The organism is Streptomyces jumonjinensis (assembly GCF_009600885.1).
In the GTDB taxonomy this organism is placed as follows: Bacteria; Actinomycetota; Actinomycetes; order Streptomycetales; family Streptomycetaceae; genus Streptomyces; species Streptomyces jumonjinensis.
On sequence record NZ_VCLA01000155.1, the window covers coordinates 14,800 to 31,328 of the forward strand.

At 72.3% G+C, this 16,529-nt stretch carries 14 protein-coding genes and 1 tRNA gene; 12 read left to right on the forward strand and 3 right to left on the reverse strand.

The window, feature by feature from the left end:
* The first annotated feature begins 126 nt into the window (after positions 1 to 126).
* The 12 genes from FF041_RS20160 (at position 127) to FF041_RS20220 (ending at position 11,021) form a co-directional block, all read left to right on the forward strand.
* A tRNA-Pro gene (locus tag FF041_RS20160) sits at positions 127 to 203 on the forward strand.
* A gap of 989 nt (positions 204 to 1,192) precedes the next feature.
* Positions 1,193 to 1,855 (forward strand): hydrolase, encoded by a 663-nt coding sequence (locus tag FF041_RS20170; protein WP_194292101.1) that lies wholly within the window; start codon positions 1,193 to 1,195, stop codon positions 1,853 to 1,855.
* 5 nt (positions 1,856 to 1,860) lie between these two features.
* Complete coding sequence (locus tag FF041_RS20175; RefSeq protein WP_153524093.1) at positions 1,861 to 2,382, forward strand: DoxX family protein; 522 nt, start codon at positions 1,861 to 1,863, stop codon at positions 2,380 to 2,382.
* A gap of 81 nt (positions 2,383 to 2,463) precedes the next feature.
* On the forward strand, positions 2,464 to 3,048 hold the full coding sequence (locus tag FF041_RS20180; RefSeq protein ID WP_153524094.1) for a Dps family protein: 585 nt from the start codon (positions 2,464 to 2,466) through the stop codon (positions 3,046 to 3,048).
* Positions 3,048 to 4,475, forward strand: coding sequence for a dihydrolipoyl dehydrogenase family protein (locus FF041_RS20185; RefSeq protein WP_153524095.1), 1,428 nt, complete (start codon positions 3,048 to 3,050; stop codon positions 4,473 to 4,475). Before FF041_RS20180 ends, FF041_RS20185 begins: the two co-directional genes overlap by 1 nt.
* Positions 4,476 to 4,548: 73 nt before the next feature.
* Entirely contained in the window at positions 4,549 to 5,379 is an 831-nt protein-coding gene (locus tag FF041_RS20190; RefSeq protein ID WP_153524096.1) for an alpha/beta fold hydrolase, read from the forward strand.
* Between the two features lie 38 nt (positions 5,380 to 5,417).
* Positions 5,418 to 6,245: an alpha/beta fold hydrolase gene (locus FF041_RS20195; RefSeq protein ID WP_153524097.1), complete on the forward strand. Its 828-nt coding sequence runs from the start codon at positions 5,418 to 5,420 to the stop codon at positions 6,243 to 6,245.
* 39 nt (positions 6,246 to 6,284) lie between these two features.
* A complete protein-coding gene (locus FF041_RS20200) occupies positions 6,285 to 7,238 on the forward strand; it encodes an alpha/beta hydrolase (RefSeq protein ID WP_153524098.1) in 954 nt (317 codons plus the stop codon).
* Positions 7,235 to 9,121: an amidohydrolase gene (locus FF041_RS20205; RefSeq protein WP_228388426.1), complete on the forward strand. Its 1,887-nt coding sequence runs from the start codon at positions 7,235 to 7,237 to the stop codon at positions 9,119 to 9,121. The genes FF041_RS20200 and FF041_RS20205 overlap by 4 nt, the downstream gene beginning before the upstream one ends.
* A gap of 16 nt (positions 9,122 to 9,137) precedes the next feature.
* Positions 9,138 to 9,866 carry a GPR1/FUN34/YaaH family transporter gene (locus tag FF041_RS20210; protein WP_153524099.1) on the forward strand — a complete coding sequence of 243 codons (729 nt, stop codon included), beginning with the start codon at positions 9,138 to 9,140 and terminating at the stop codon, positions 9,864 to 9,866.
* Positions 9,867 to 9,927: 61 nt separating this feature from the next.
* Positions 9,928 to 10,242, forward strand: a complete 315-nt coding sequence (locus FF041_RS20215; RefSeq protein ID WP_153524100.1) for a GNAT family N-acetyltransferase — start codon at positions 9,928 to 9,930, stop codon at positions 10,240 to 10,242.
* A gap of 53 nt (positions 10,243 to 10,295) precedes the next feature.
* Entirely contained in the window at positions 10,296 to 11,021 is a 726-nt protein-coding gene (locus FF041_RS20220) for an alpha/beta fold hydrolase (protein WP_153524101.1), read from the forward strand.
* Positions 11,022 to 11,136: 115 nt separating this feature from the next.
* Here the strand turns inward: FF041_RS20220 and FF041_RS20225 are convergent, their stop codons facing one another.
* The 3 genes from FF041_RS20225 to FF041_RS20235 all read right to left on the reverse strand — a co-directional run bounded on the left by FF041_RS20225 (position 11,137) and on the right by FF041_RS20235 (position 16,364).
* Positions 11,137 to 12,096: a helix-turn-helix domain-containing protein gene (locus FF041_RS20225; protein ID WP_153524102.1), complete on the reverse strand. Its 960-nt coding sequence runs from the start codon at positions 12,094 to 12,096 to the stop codon at positions 11,137 to 11,139.
* 383 nt (positions 12,097 to 12,479) lie between these two features.
* Positions 12,480 to 13,466 (reverse strand): alpha/beta hydrolase, encoded by a 987-nt coding sequence (locus FF041_RS20230; protein ID WP_153524103.1) that lies wholly within the window; start codon positions 13,464 to 13,466, stop codon positions 12,480 to 12,482.
* 48 nt (positions 13,467 to 13,514) lie between these two features.
* Positions 13,515 to 16,364, reverse strand: coding sequence for a helix-turn-helix transcriptional regulator (locus FF041_RS20235; RefSeq protein ID WP_194292102.1), 2,850 nt, complete (start codon positions 16,362 to 16,364; stop codon positions 13,515 to 13,517).
* Positions 16,365 to 16,529 lie beyond the last annotated feature (165 nt).

Here is a 16,529-nt window from a genome sequence, read left to right on the forward strand (position 1 = left end):
GTCGCGCGATCCGGCCGTCCGGTCGCCCGCGGCCCGGCCCCGCGAAGCGGTTCGTGACCACGGCTCGGAGTGCGGTATTGTTCTCATGCGCGTTCAGCCAGGGGAAACCCCAGGTCAGACGGGCATCGGGACGTGGCGCAGCTTGGTAGCGCACTTGACTGGGGGTCAAGGGGTCGCAGGTTCAAATCCTGTCGTCCCGACCAGCGTTTTCGCAGGTCGTAGGCGGTATCGGAGAAATCCGGTACCGCCTTTCGGTATTTCTTGGGGACCATTGAGCCCAGCGGCGTCTGCCGGGGAGTGCTGGGGGCAAGGGCAGGCTGGCCGGGGTGCGGACGGGGTTGAGGTAGGTGGTGAGGGCGGTGCCTGCTTCGGTGATCTTGCGCATGTCGGGGTGAAGGTAGCGCTGGGTGGTGAGCAGGGAGCCGTGTCCGGCGATCTTGCGGAGGACGTGGGCGGGGACGCCGGCTCGGTGAGCCAGGTGAGCCCGGTGTGGCGGAGGTCGTGGGTCTTGAGTTCCAAGGCGCGCAGGGCGGACGGATTGATCCGAAGAAGCGCGGCGAGTTCCTCGGTCGTAACGGGCTATCCGCGGCTATCTCGACCGGCTGGAGCCCGTCCTGGCGGGCTGGGCGCCGCGGATCGCCTCGCCGCGGCAGGTCATGCCCGAGGATGTACGTGCCGCGGCCTGGGCCGAACCGGCCCGGACCCGGGCCGTGCTGGTCGCTCTGCGCTCCCAGCACCGCACGCTCAAACGCGAGCGGGCGGTGCTGACAGCGACTGTGGGAGGTGTGGCCTCCGTATCGTCTGCACGACCCGGACAACAGAGTGGAAGCCGTCAGCGGCACTTCGGGCTCATGATTCGGGGGACCACGGGACGGGGCGTGCCACCGGCGGTGCCTTCAACAGCGGTGCGTACCGGTCGGCTCCGTCGGCGATCCGCGGCTCGGCGAGCGTCACCTGGCCGCCGTCCCCCCCCAGGATCCCGGCGACCGGATCGGGCAGCCCTGACCTGCTGCTGAATGGAATGGGCGCCGACGGACCGCAAGAGGTCCCGGTCCTGGGCGGATGGTGCGCTGTCGTGCCATTTCCTGAGCACGGAGAGACAAGTCGGTCGGTCGGGGCGGTCGTAACTTCGGGGTGTGCCGAGCCGCGGGAATGCGGCAGGCGCGGTACCGACCGTTCCGAGAGGACCCTTATGTTCGACATCACCAAGGTGCAGGCTGCCCCGAGCGGGGATCTGCTCACGCCCGACAACGCGGTCATGCTCTTCGTGGACCACCAGCCGCAGATGTTCTTCGGCACCGGGAGCGGCGATCGCGCCGCGATCATCAACAGCACCGTGGGTCTCGCCAAGGCGGCTCGGGCGTTCGAGGTGCCCACCGTCCTGACCACGGTGGCCGCCGAGTCGTTCTCCGGGCCCCTGCTGCCGCAGCTCGCCGAGGTGTTCCCCGAGCACGAGGTCATCGACCGCACGACGATGAACGCCTGGGAGGACGAGGCGCTCGTGGCGGCGGTCAGGGCGACCGGACGCAAGAAGATCATCCTCTCCGGCCTGTGGACCGAGGTCTGCCTGGTGCTGCCCGCGCTCTCCGCGCTGGAGCAGGGGTACGAGGTGTACGTGGTCTCCGACGCCTCCGGCGGCGTCAGCCCGGCCGCCCACGAGCACGCGCTGCAGCGGATGATCGCCGTCGGCGTGGTGCCGGTGACCTGGGTGCAGGTGCTCCTTGAGCTGCAGCGCGACTGGGCGCGCCAGGAGACGTACGGCGCGGTCATGGAGATCGTCAAGGCCCACGCGGGCGCCTACGGCCTGGGTGTCGTGTACGCGCAGAGCGTCATCGGCGCCCACGCGGCCGGCTGACCTCCTTGGACACCGGCATTCTGATCCTGCGTCTGCTGGTGGGCCTGCTCATCGCCGGCCATGGCGTGCAGAAGATCAGCTCGCACCTGGGCGGCAGGGGACTCGAAGGCGGCACTGAGGAGTTCCGCGCCGACGGCTTCCGCGGCGGAGCCCTCACCGCACTGGCGGCGGGCGGTGGCCAGATCGGATCGGGTCTGCTGCTCGCCGCCGGCTTCCTGACCCCGCTTGCCGCCACCGGGGCCATCGGTGTCATGACCGTCGCCCTCACCGTGAAATGGCAGAACGGCCTCTGGGTGCAGAACGACGGCTACGAGTACCCGCTCGTCCTCATCGGCACCGCCGCCGCTCTCGCCGCCACCGGACCCGGCGCCTGGTCCCTCGACACGGCCCTCGGCCTCACGCCGTATCCGCTGTGGTGGACGGCCCTCGTGCTCGCGGCGGGCGTCGGCAGCGGGTTGCTCACCCGGCTCGCACTGCACCGGCAGGCGCCGGCGGCGGCGCGGACCGCCGCCCGCGGCGAGCGCTGACCGCGAGCCACGCAGACCGGGTCCGGCCGCTCCGCGCCCCCGACCGGACGGCCGGGCCCTCCCACCTTCCAGGAGAACTCCATGGACACCACAACCATCACATCCCCGCACGGCGGCGGCCAGCCGCTGCTGCACCAGAAGGGCGCCGAGACCCAGAAGTTCGGCACGCTCAAGCAGCTGCCGATCGGCCTCGGTCACGACACCCGCATGTACGCCTGCCAGCGGCTGAACCGCGTACTCGCCGACACGCAGATCCTGTACTCCCTCTACAAGAAGCACCACTGGCTCATGCGCGGGGCGACCTTCTACTCGCTCCACCTCATGCTGGACAAGCACGCGGAGGCCCAACTGGCCATCGTGGACGCATTGGCCGAGCGGATCCAGAGCCTCGGCGGCGTCGCGGTCGGAGACCCGCGCCATGTCTCGGAGCTGACCGCCATTCCCCGGCCGCCGACCGGCGTGGAGCCGGTACCCGTCATGCTGTCGAGGCTCCTCGACGCGCACGAGCGGATCCTGATCGACGCGCGGGACGCCGCCGCCCGGATCTCGGCAGAGGGCGACGAGGGCAGCACCGACCTGCTCGTCTCCGACGTCGTCCGCACCGGCGAGGCGCAGGTGTGGTTCCTGGCCGAGCACCTCGTGGACACCCCCCTGGTGCGCGGCTGATGGAGGACACGTACGACGTCGTCGTGGTCGGCGGCGGACCGGGCGGCGAGGTCGCTGCCGACCGGGTCGTCCGGTCGGGGCTGACCGCCGTCGTCGTCGAGGCCGAGGCGGTCGGCGGCGAGTGTTCCTACCGGGCATGCGTGCCGAGCAAGGCCCTGTTGCGTCCCGGTGCGGCCAGGGAGGCCGCATGGTCGGTCGACGGGGCACGGCAGGCGGTGACCGGGGCGCTCGACCCGGCGCAGGTCCTGGCCCGCCGCGACCGTTTCACCGGCCGTGGCGACGACACCGGTCAGGCCGACTGGCTGAACAGCGCCGGCATACCCCTCGTACGAGGGCACGGCCGGCTCGCCGGAGAGCGCCGCGTGGAGGTGACCGGGGCCGACGGCACGGTCCGCACCCTGCGGGCCCGGCTCGCGGTCGTCCTCGGCCCCGGTACGGAACCCGCGCTGCCGCCGGTCGAAGGGCTCGACCGGATCGGTGTGTGGACCAATCGGCAGGCCACCACGGCCGATGCGGTGCCCGAGCGGCTCGTCGTCATCGGCGGGGGAGTGGTGGCCTGCGAGATGGCCACCGCGTGGCGCTCACTCGGCGCCTCTGTCACCCTGCTCGTCCGCGACCAGGCCCTGCTGACCGGCTGGGAGCCGTGTGCCGGCGAAGAGGTCACCCGCGGTCTGACCGGTCTGGGCGTCACGATCCGCTTCGGGGTCTCGGCGACCCGGGTCGCCCGTGACGGGACCACCCGCACCGTGACCGTGGAGACCGACGACGGCGCCACCCTCGTCTGCGACGAGGTGCTTGCCGCGGTCGGCCGTCGCCCGCGTACCGCGGACCTCGGCCTGGAGACCGTCGGACTGCCGGCCGGTGGCTGGCTCCCGGTCGACGACACCTGCCGCGTCACCGCCCTCGACGGGGACTGGCTCTACGCCGTCGGCGACGTGAACCACCGTGCGCCGCTGACCCACATGGCCAAGTACCAGGCCCGCGCCTGCGCCGCGGCGATCGCCGAGCGCGCCGCGGGCCGCCCCGCCGACACCGGCCGCCGGCAGGCATGGAGCGCGGAGGCCGACCACATCGCCGTCCCCCAGGCAGTCTTCACGTACCCCGAGGTCGCGAGCGTGGGTCTCACCGAACGCGCGGCACGCGAAGCGGGAGTCGAGGTACGCGCGGTGGAGTACCGCATCGGCGGCGTCGCCGGAGCCGCGCTGTACGCGGACGACTACCGCGGCCACGCCAAGCTCGTCGTCGACGAGAGCCGTGGCGTCGTCGTCGGCTGCACCCTCACCGGCCCCATGGCGACCGAGCTCATCCACACGGCCACCGTCGCCATCGTGGGGGAGATCCCGCTCGAACATCTGTGGCACGCCGTCCCCGCCTTCCCGACGGTCAGCGAAGTCTGGCTGCGGTTGCTGGAGGCGTACGGCCTCTGAGGCCACCTCCGCCCGTCCATCCGAAACGCAGCGACGCAACGACGCAGCGACACACCGACCCAAGGAGCACACCATGCCGTTCATCAAGGCCGCCGAAGGCGGCTCCGCACCCATCAACCTGTACTACGAGGACCACGGCACCGGACAGCCCGTCGTGCTGATCCACGGCTGGCCGCTCAACGGGGCCTCCTGGGAGAAGCAGACCGCCGCACTCCTCGCCGCCGGCCACCGGGTCGTCACGTACGACCGGCGCGGCTTCGGTCGCTCCGATCAGCCGGCCGACGGCTACGACTACGACACCTTCGCCTCCGACCTGAACGAGGTGCTCACCGCCCTCGACCTGCGCGACGCCGTCCTGGTCGGCTTCTCCATGGGCAGCGGCGAGGTGACCCGCTACCTCGGCATGTACGGCTCCGACCGCGTTGCCAAGGCCGTCATGATCGGCGTCGTCCCGCCCTTCCTGCTGAAGACGGACGACAACCCGGGCGGGGTGGACGCGAGCGTCTTCAAGGGCATCGAAGAGGCCATCGTCGCCGACCGGTTCGCGTTCATGACGGCCTTCCTCGCCGACTTCTACAACGTCGACGTGCTCGGCGGCGAGCGCATCAGCGAGCAGGCGGTCCAGGCCAGTTGGAACGTCGCCGTCAGCGCCTCCGCCAAGGGCACCCTGGACTGCGTCCAGGCCTGGCTCACGGACTTCCGCGCGGACCTGCCGCGCATCGACGTCCCCACCCTCATCATTCACGGCGACGCCGACCGCACCCTGCCCGTCGAGGCCACCGCGATACCGCTGGCCCAGCGCATCACCGGCGCCCGGCTGACGATCGTGCCCGGCGGCCCGCACGGTCTGATCCGGACCCACGCCGACGAGGTCAACACCGCCCTGCTCGCCTTCCTCCACTGAGTACGCCTGCCGCTTCACCGCCCGACAAGGAACCGCACATGCTTCCCACGAAGCGCACCCTCACCCTCGCCCTCGCCCTGCCCGCGACGCTGGCCTCCCTGATCGGTGCCGCACCCACGAGCAGCTCGCCCGCCGCCGGCGCCGACCGGCACGCGCCCAAGCCCACTGTCGTCCTGGTCCACGGGGCCTTCGCCGACGCCTCCAGCTGGAGCGGCACGATCAAGCGACTGCGCCGCGCGGGCTACCCCGTCGTCGCCACCGCCAACCCGCTGCGCGGCCTCGCCGACGACACCGCCTACCTCCGCGGCGTGCTCGCCGGCGTCGACGGCCCCGTCGTCCTGGTCGGCCACTCCTACGGCGGCTCTGTCATCAGCGGTGCCGCCGCGGGCGACAGCCGCGTGAAGGCCCTCGTCTACATCGCCGCGTTCACCCCGGACAAGGGTGAGAGCGCGGCCCAGCTGGCCGCCGAGTTCCCCGGCTCCACCCTCGGCGAGACGGTGAACCCGCAGTCGTACCCGCTGCCCGGCGGAGGTACCGGCACCGAACTCGTCATCGACCGGGCCGAGTACCACCGTCAGTTCGCCGCCGACGTCCCCGCCGCCGACGCGGCGGTCATGGCCGCGACCCAGCGCCCGGTCTCCACCGTCGCGCTGGAGGAGAAGGCCGGGGAAGCGGCGTGGAAGACGATTCCGTCATGGGCGCTGATCGCCACTGCCGACAAGAACATCCCGCCGGCCGCCGAGCGATGGATGGCGCGGCGTGCCGGCTCCCACACCACCGAGGTTGACGCGTCGCACGCCGTGGTCGTCTCCCGCCCGGCCGTGGTCACCGACGTGATCCTCGACGCCGCGCGCGCGACCCGCTGAGCAGCACCCACCCGTACGTCCTACGAAGGAGAACCCCTCATGCCGAACACGCCGATCCTCGAACCCGCCGCCCAGGCCTTCGCCGACGCCACCGCCCAGCCACCGTACCTCTACCAGATCCCCGTCGCGGACGGCCGCAAGGCCGTGGACGGCGTCCAGAGCGGTGAAGGCGTCCCGCTGCCCGCCGTCGACGAGGAATGGGTCACCGTCCACGGCGGTCCCACCGGCGACGTCCGCGCCCGCATCGTCCGCCCGCGCGGCGCCACCGGCCCCCTCCCCGTCATCCTCTACATCCACGGCGCCGGCTGGGTCTTCGGCAACGCCCACACCCACGACCGGCTCGTCCGCGAACTCGCCGTCGGCACCCGGGCGGCCGTCGTCTTCCCCGAGTACGACCTCTCGCCCGAGGCCCGCTACCCCGTCGCCATCGAGCAGAACTACAGCGTCGCCCAGTGGATCGCCCGCGAGGGTCACCACAAGGACCTCGACGGCACCCGGATCGCCGTCGCGGGCGACTCGGTGGGCGGCAACATGACCGCCGCCCTCACCCTCATGGCCAAGCAGCGCGGCGACATCCGCCTCACCCACCAGGTCCTCTTCTACCCGGTCACCGACGCGAGCTTCGACACCGGCTCGTACCACGCCTTCGCCGAGGGCTACTTCCTGCGCCGCGACGCCATGAAGTGGTTCTGGGACCAGTACACGACCGAAGAGGCCGAGCGCGCGCAGATCACCGCCTCGCCGCTGCGCGCCACCACCGAGCAGCTCACCGGCCTGCCGCCCGCCCTGGTCATCACCGCCGAGGCCGACGTCCTGCGCGACGAGGGCGAGGCGTACGCGGCGAAGCTCCGCGCCGCCGGAGTCCCCGTCACCGCCCTGCGCGTCCAGGGAGCCATCCACGACTTCGTCATGCTGAACGCGCTGCGCGAGACGCAGGCCGCCGAACTCGCCATCGGTCTCGCCACCGACACCCTGCGCAAGGCCCTGGCATGACCGGGCCGTCTCCGAGCATGCCCGTCGCGGGCCTCGTGCCCGCCGCGCGGCAGGAACACGTACAGGCCGACCTTCTCGTCCGTAACGCGAAGGTGTTCACCGGTGATCCCGGCCGTCCCGGGGCCCGCGCCGTCGCGATCCGCGACGGCCGGGTCGCGGCCCTCGGCGACGACCACGACCTCGCCCACCTGGTGGGGCCGGGGACCAGGGTCGTCGACGCCCTCGGCCGCCGGGTGATCCCCGGCCTGAACGACTCGCACCTGCACGTCATCAGGGGCGGCCTCAACTACGTCCTGGAGCTGCGCTGGGACGGGGTGCGCAGCCTCCGCCACGCCCTCGCCATGCTGCGCGAGCAGGCCGGCCGTACGCCCAGGGGGCAGTGGATCCGGGTCGTCGGCGGATGGACCGCGGAACAGTTCGCCGAGCGCAGGATGCCGACCGTCGCCGAGCTGAACGCCGCGGCCCCCGACACCCCGGTGTTCGTCCTGCACCTGTACCAGTCCGCCCTGATGAACCGGGCCGCGGTGCGGGCCGCCGGATTCACCCGCGACACGCCCGACCCGCGCGGCGGCCACATCGTACGGGGAAGGGACGGCGAACCCAACGGCGTCCTCCTCGCGGCGCCCAGCGCCCTCATCCTCTACTCGACCCTGGCCAAGGCGCCGACGCTGGACGAGGCCGACAAGCGCACGTCGACCCGTCACTTCCTGCGTGAGCTGAACCGTTTCGGGCTGACCTCCGCGGTCGACGCCGCCGGCGGGTTCCAGAACTTCCCCGACGACTACGCCACGGTCGTCGACCTCGCCGGGTCGGGGGAGCTGTCCCTGCGGATCGCCTACCACCTGTTCCCGCAGACGGCCGGCCAGGAGCTCGCCGACCTGAAGCGCTGGACCGAGACGGTGAAGCCCGGGGACGGGGACGAGTGGCTCCGGCTGAACGGCGCGGGCGAGAACCTGACCTGGTCCGCCGCCGACTTCGAGAACTTCTCCGAACCCCGTCCCGAGCTCGCCGAGGGGTACGAGGCCGAGTTCGAGAACGCGGTCCGGCTCCTGATGGAGAACGGCTGGGGCTTCCGGCTCCACGCGACCTACGACGAGACGATCCGCCGCGACCTGGCCGTCTTCGAGAGGCTCGCGGCGGAAGGACTCTTCCCCGGCGGCAACCGCTGGCTCTTCGACCACGCCGAGACCGTCTCGGCCGACAGCCTGGACCGGATCGCGGCCCTCGGCGGCGCCCTGTCCGTCCAGAACCGCATGTCCTTCCAGGGCACCGCCTTCCGCGACCGCTACGGCGCCGAGGCCGCCGCCCACGCCCCGCCGGTCCGGGCCATGCTCGACCGGGGTCTGACCGTGGCCGCCGGAACCGACGCCACCCGCGTCTCCTCGTACAACCCGTGGGTCGCACTCCACTGGCTGGTGACCGGGCGCACCGTCGGCGGCACCGCGCTCCACCCGGCCGGGAACCTGATCGGCCGGGAGACCGCCCTCGACCTCTACACGCGCGGCGGGGCCCGGCTCACCGGCGAGCAGGACGTCAAGGGAAGCCTGCGGGAAGGCTGGTACGGCGACCTCGCGATCCTGTCCGACGACTTCCTGACCGTGCCCGAGGACGTCATCCCCGAGATCGAGTCCGTGCTCACCGTCGTCGGCGGTCGCATCGTCTACGCGAGCGCGGAGTACGAGGGACTCGACGAGGCCGTCCCGCCGGTCAGTCCGGAGTGGAGCCCGGTGGCCCACTTCGGCGGCTGTCAGAGCGGTGCCCGCCAGGCGTCGCTCGTGGCCGAGGCCGTCGCCGAGTCCGAGCAGCACCGCCGGTGGCGCGTCGCCCGTGGCTCCACTCCCGAGACGCCTCCGCCGTTCCTCGACCCCTGCTTCGAGCACTGAACGAGAGATCCCCACGATGAGTACTGACTCCGCCTCCGACGCCGGGCCTGCCGACGGGCCGGACGTCGCCCCGGGGCGACGCTTCGAGCCGGACCTCCGGTCGATGACCCGGATCAACCTGCGCCCCATCGCCTCACCCATGCCGCTGGGCTTCTTCACGGTGGCGATCGCCTCCGTGATGACGGGATGCATGCAGCTCGGGCTCTTCGAGGCCGAGGCCCGCAGCGCCGTCGCCCTCTGCGTACTGCCCGCCTTCGCCCTGCAGCTCCTGGTGAGCATCCTGGCCTTCGGCGCCCGTGACGTGATCGCGGCGACGCTCATGGGCATCTTCGCCGGCAGCTGGCTGGCCTACGCACTCGTCATGTTCAGCGGCGCGGCCGACGGCCTGCGGGTGCTGGGCGTCTTCAACCTGGCGCTCCTCTGCTTCGGGGCGCTGATGACCGCCGTGACCCGGCCCAAACGCGCGCTCTGGCTCGTCCTGGCGGTCTCCCTGCCCCGCTGGGCCGCCACCGGTCTGTCGGGTCTCACCGGCGCCGAATGGCTCACGCGCACGTCCGGGGTCCTCGGACTCCTGGTGGCGCTCGTCGCGATGTACGCCGCGTTCGCCCTGATGCTGGAGGACATGCGCAGCGAGGAGGTCCTGCCCATCGGCCGCAGTGGCCCCGCCCACGCCGCCATGGAGGGCGATCTCGCGGTCCAGCTCCGCAACCTGGAACGCCAGGCGGGCGTGCGCCGCACGCTCTGATTACCCACCCGCCGCCACACCCACGCCGACCCACGATTTCCACAACCGCACAGGAGCACCCATGGAACCGCAGGTGGTGGACCGCCCCGAGAAGTCCCGGTACGAGATCCTCGCCGGAGACGACGGCACCGAGACCGCGGGCTTCGCCGAGTACTTCCTCGCGGAGGACGAGATCGCCTTCATCCACACCGAGACCGATCCCCGGTTCGCCGGCCGGGGCCTGGCCGGGCGGCTCGCCCGGGGCGCCCTGGAGGACGCCCGGGCACGCGGGCTGCGCGTCCTGCCGTACTGCCCCTTCATCCGGGGGTGGATCCGCAAACACCCCGAGTACGCCGACCGGGTGCCCGAGACGCGCCGCGCCCGGTTCGGCCTGTGAAACACGACGACTCCGCCTTCCACACCCCCACCCACGCACCGAGGAATTCTCGTATGTCCCGATCCGCCCGCCCCACCGTCGTGCTGGTCCACGGCGCCTTCGCCGACGCCTCCGGCTACGCCCGTGTCATCCCCGAACTGACGGCCGCCGGCCTGAAGGTGGTGGCACCGGCCGTGCCCAACCGCAGCCTCGTCGACGACGCCGCGTACATCGCTTCGGTCGTACGTGCCGTCGACGGCCCCGTGATCCTCGTGGGGCACTCCTACGGCGGCGCCGTCATCACCCTCGCCGGCACGGAGGACAACGTCCGCGCGCTGGTCTACCTGGCCGGATACGCCTTGGAGGAGGGCGAGAGCCTGGGCGAGCTGCAAGGGCGCTTCCCCGACTCCGGCCTCGCCGACGCGCTCGTCCACACGCCGTTCCCCGTGGCGGGCTCCACCGAGACCGGCACCGATGTCTCGGTGGAGGTCGGGAAGTTCCCCGCCCTCTTCGCCGCGGATGTCGACCCCGAGCTCGCTGCGGTGCTCGCCGTCTCCCAGCGCCCCCTGGCCGCACGGGCCTTCACGGAGGCGGCGCCGGTCGCGGCGTGGAAGAAAAAGCCCTCGTGGGGCCTGGTCGCCACCTCCGACCGGACCATCAACCCCGATGTGGAGCGCTACGGCTACGAGCGCGCCGGCATGACCACCGTCGAGGTCGACTCCTCGCATCTCGTCATGCTCGCCCAGCCCAAGGCCGTGGCCGAGCTGATCCAGGACGCGGTCCGCTCCACCGCCCGCTGATCAGCGCCCCGGCCCGGAGCCCGTGCCGATCCCACCCCTCGGGGCGGGGTCGGCACACCCGCGCGAGGCGGCCGGCCGGGTCCGTACGGTGACGCCGAGCGGGAACCGCCTCGGGTCACGCGTGACGTGTGCTCGACTGCCATTCCCGGGGCGACATCCCGTACGCGGTGCGAAAGGCGCGACTGAAGTGGGACGGGTTCACGAAGCCCCAGCGCTGGGCCACCGCCGACACGGCAGGCGCCGTCCGCGACTGCCGGGACAGCTCCCGTCGGCACCTCTCCAGGCGTTCGCGGTGGATCCAACGGCTCACCGTGGTCCCGTCCGACTGGAAGAGCTTGTGCAGATAGCGGACGGACATGTGGTGCGCGTACGCGATCATCTCCGGAGAGAGATCGGGGTCGGCCAGGTGCCGCAGGATGTACTCCTTGATGCGGGCCAGCATCCCGCGGGCCAGTTCCGACGCGTGGGGGTTCAGCAGCCCCTGCCGCTCGCGCACCAGCACCGTCAGCAGATCCGTGGCGGTCATCGCGAGTTGCCGGCCTGTGTACGGGTCGAATCCGGCCGCCCGGTCCGCCAGACGCTGAAGATGGCCGGCGACCACTCCGGATGTGCCGCAGTGGCTGTCGAAGACGGTCCCGGTGATCGCCCGCAGTTCGGTGTCCGTCACGGCCAGCACCTCCTTCGGCACCCGGATCGAGGTGAATCGGTAGTTGTCCGGCTGTTCCCTGCCGTAGGGCCGACCGGCGTCGGAGCAGGTGAAAGTGTCCGGGCGGACCAGGGCCTGGCGCCCGTCCTGGGTGAGCCGCCCGGTTCCCTGGTGCTGGAGCGTGACGGTCAGGTACTCCCCTCCGCCCCTGGAGATCAGGGAGGCGTGGCGCGAGACGCTCGCCGGGCCGCCCTCGACCGCCGAGATCTGGAGGGGGCCGAGTGTGTCGATGGTGATCGTCCCCACCGTGGGCTCGCGCTCGCGCAGCGTGACGTCCATGGGAACCAACGTGTCGGAGACAATGCTCTGCCAGTACTCGGCCCGCTCGGACGGGGGGAGCGGCAGGAGGGAGAGTACGACGGACATCATGACCCCTCGTCATGGTCGTGCGGGCGCTCCCTGGAGAGCGCCGGAACAGCGGAACGTGCGCCGGCGACCGGTGCGAAGCCGGTTCTCGCGTGGCTCGGGGACGCCGCGGACCGACGGCGGAGGGGTGGGCTGTGCGAGGGCGGCGGTGCGACGGGGACGTCATGAGACGACCGGGCACGACGGCTGTGCCTCACACGAGGCTCACGGGACCTCCGACGGATGCGACTGTCTCCTGAGTCCAGTCTCGGACCGGTTGCCGTCGGTGTCATCAGTCATCCGACTGATGCTGTGTCCAGCACTCCCGCTCATGTTCCTGCGACGGCACGCCGGGCCTGTCCCCGCCGGAGGCGCCGGCAGGTACTCACCCGGCCACCCGGCCGCCCTCACCGCAGGCGAGCGCGGAGGAACCCGCCTCCGAGCCGCACCGCCGCGATCGTCGGCGGGCTGTTGCGCAGAGCGGTCAGCGACACGAAGTCGTGGACCGTGCCCTGGAACCGCGCCGCGGTCGCGGCGACACCGGCCCGGCGCAGCCGGTCCGCGTACTCCTCCGCCTCGTCCCGGGTGACGTCGGCCTCCGCTGTCACGACCAGCGCCGGCGGCAGCCCCGCCAGCGCGGCCGTACTCGCACGCAGCGGGGCCGCGGTCGGCTCGTCCCGCTGCCGGGGATCGACCGCGTACTCCCGCCAGTAGGACCGCACGGCATCCCGGGTGAGCTGGTATCCCGTGGCGAAGAGCCGTTGCGACGGGCTGTCGCAACGGGCGTCGGTCAGGGGGTAGTACAGCAGCTGGGCGCGGATCTCCGGACCCCCGCGCGCCCGCGCCAGCAGCGTGAGCGCCGTGGCAAGGGTGGCCCCCGCGCAGTCGCCGGCGACCGCGAGCCGGTCGGTGTCGAGTCCGAGCGCCTCGGCCTGTCCGACCGTCCAGGTCAGCAGGGCGTAGCACTCTTCGAGGGCGACCGGATAGCGGCTCTCGGGCGTGCGGCTGTACTCGGGCACGACGGCCGCGACACCGGCTTCGCGCACCAGCTCGCTGATGAGCCATGCGTGCGTCTGCGCGTCGCCCAGCATCCAGCGGCCCCCGTGGACGTAGAGCATGGTGGGGGGCCGGCCCGTGACACCGGTCGGCCGGAAGACCCAGAAGCCCACCAGATCGGTGGGCCCCACGGGCGCCGCATGGAAGGTGGCGTCCACGTCGAAGTCGTCGATCCGATCACCCTGGGCCTCTTGCAGGGCCTGGCGCGCGGTCTCCGGTTCGAGCTCGTGGAGGAAGGGCGGCGTCGCCGAGGCGTCGACGAGCCGCTGCACCAGCGGATCCAGAATCACGGGCCGCGGCTGCTCGGCGCACGCCTCCCGGTCAGGGTCCGGCCGCATTCGTTCCGCCTCTCGCTCTGGCCCCTCTGGGTGGTGGTCGTTCGCACGTCAGCTGTCGTGCAGGAGGTCCCGAAGTTGATGGCGGCTGCTGATGCCGAGCTTGGGATAGACGTTGTAGAGGTGCGAGCCCACCGTGCGCGGCGAAAGAAACAGCCGCTCGCCGATCTCGCGGTTCGACAGGCCGACCGCGGCGAGCCGCGCGATCTGTTGCTGCTGGGCCGTCAGCTCGGCCAGCCGTTCGGTCGAGGTGGACGCGGAGGCGTCGGCGACACCGGTCGCGCGCAGCTCGCCGCGGGCCGCGTCCGCGAGCGCCCGGGCGTCGAGCCGGGCCGCCGCCTCGATGACCGCGGTCAGCTGGGCGCGGGCCTCCAGGGGCCTGCGGCGCCTGCGCAGCCAGATCGCGTAGTGCAGACGGGCCTGTGCCCGTTCCATCGGCCAGGTGTCGCCCTCGGGGTTGACCAGCGCCAGCCGGAAGTGGCGCTCTGGGTCCGCTTCCTCGTCGACGAGCGCCGCCGCGTGGTGCATCAGGAGCGTCATGCGGGTCGTCGGCCGCTCGCCCAGGCCCGCCCGCACCACACCGAGGACGCGTGCCGCCTCCTCCTTCCGTCCGACGCGCTGTGCGGCGGCGGCCAGTTCGCCGACGGAGCGCGGAGACAGGAAGGGGACGAGCGGCGATCCGTCTTCGCCGAACAGGGACCTGAAGTGGCGGAACGCACGCTCGGCGTCCTCCAGGGCCAGCGCGTGGAGGCCGCTGGCGCGCAGCATTCTGGCCCGAGTGGTGCGGTTCTCACCGAGGTTGACGGAGCGCCAGTGGGGGCTGGTGAAGGGGATGTCCGGCAGACTGTCGCCCCGCAGTGCGCGCAGAGTCACCTCCAGCGCCTCCAGGTCCATGTCGACAAGGGGCAGCCGGTGGACGACCGCGACGGAGCGCCCTTCGTCGATCAGGCTCTGAGCCTTTGGCCATCGGCCCATGGCGATGAGGGTGTCCACGTGGTTCGGAAGCGTCCACACCCGCGAGCCCCACGCCCCGCGGGCGCCGTGCACCGTGCTCGCCTGCCGGTACATCTCCGCGCACTGCTCCGACTCGTCGGTGTAGTACGCCACCGAGGCGCGGGTCAGCAGTCGGGTCGGTGGAGCCGTCCCGTCGCCCGTCCCGTCGAGCGGTCCGGACGGCGGGACGGGCACCCGGCGGGCCGTGCTGCCGCCGCGGGCGTCGGCATCGAGACCGACCGACGCGTACGCTTCCAGGGCCGCCAGGACTCCGGGCCCGGTGAGCCCGGGGGACTCGCAGGGGCCCACGGGTTCGGTGTGTCCGGCGGGTGTGACGCGCCCGGAGTGATCGGCACGGTCGTCCCCCGACCCGGGCGTCTCCCGGGCCGTCCGGCGTGCGTGGTCGAGCAGGTGCGGCAACTCCTTGCGATGCTCCGGCAGACCGGACTGGTGGGTGATCGCCGCCGCGAGCGCCGCGAGCGCGAACGACGCGGGGGCGGTGCGCGGGGGAGAGCGCCGCCACACGTCCAGCAGGAGCCCGAAGGCTTCCCGCTGGAACGAGAGCAGCGACAGCGCGGCGGCCATGGCACAGGCCGCGTCGCAGCGCAGGTCCGGGTCGCGGTCGACCCGGGAGAACTCCGCGTACAGGTCGCGGACCCACTCCGGATCCCCGAGCGTGCTCGCCGCCGTCATGGCCGCGGCGAGGCGGCGGGCCCGGTCCATGTCGTTCCCGCTGAGCCGTGCCGCCTGCTCCAGTGCCTTCGCCGAGGCGAAGTGGTCTCCCGTGCGCGCGGCGTGGACTGCGGTCGCCCGCTCCAGGGCCGAGGCGGCCTCCTCGTCGGGGCCGATCGCGGCAGCGGCCAGATGCCAGGCCCGGTACGCCGCGCCCTGGCCCACCGCCGCCGCCAGGTCCCGGTGGGCCCGCTGCCGCAGCTTCGCGGGCTGCCGGTGGAACGCCGCCGCACGCACCAGCGGGTGGCCGAACGCGAGGCGGCCGTCGGCGATGCCGATCAGGCCGGCCTTCTCCGCCGGGGTCCACACGGTGAGGTCGTCGGTGCCCAAGGCGGCCATCACGATGCGGAGTTCCTCCTCCCGCAGCGCGGCCGAGGCGTAGAGCAGCGCGCGCTGCGTGTCCTCCGGGAGGCCCTCCAGACGCGACGCGAAGACCTGCGGGGCCGAGGCCGACCCGGCACCGACGCGTGATGCCCGGTGCAGGTCGACCATCGCCAGCGGATTACCCTCCGCCTGCCGGAGCAGGTCCAGCCGGAGCCGCCCCCGAGGCGCGTCGGGCTGCGCGTCCAGCAGCCGGGCCGCTGCCCCGGGGGACAGCGGCCCGAGCCTCAGGACGGGAAGATCCGCCGGGACTCCGGACGGGGGGCCTTCGCCGCATGCGGTGAACAGCATGGTCACCGCCTGGTCCGTGAGCCGCCGCCGTACGGAGAGCAAGACGTCCAAGGAGGCGTCGTCGCAGTCCTGGGCGTCGTCCACCGCCACCAGCAGCGGGTTCGTCCGGGCGAGGCGGGTCAGGAGTGCCAGCGTGACGGCAGACAGCGCACGTCGTTCCTGCGGCCCGGCTCCCGCACCCGGCTCGCATCCGGTACGCAGCACCGACCACCGGTCCTTCGGGAAGGTGCCCGGCACGTCCAACGCCGGCAGAAGCAGTCGGTGCAGCGAGGCGAACGGCGCCGGTTCCTCCCCGCCCCAGCCCCGTGCCGACAGCACCCGTGCCCCGCGCGCCGCGGCCGACTCCTCGGCGAACCGCAGCAACAGGGACCTGCCGGTGCCGGTGTCCCCGAGCACGAGCATGCCCTGCGGACCGGAACGCACGTCAAGGCACCGCAGGATCCGGTCGCTCTCCTCCTCACGGCCGATCGGCACAGCCGCGCGTCCCGCTTCGAACTCCGTCATCGTACTCCGACTCCCGTGCGAGGCGGCTTGTTCCCGCCCCTGCGGGGATGCTGCCAGGAGGGCGGAAAGGCCGCTTCTGTCATGCGACCAGTCATGCCGGAAGAGCGCCTGGCAAGATGGCATCAACGCTGTGAGCAGGTATTTCACGGCTGACCCTACTCCACT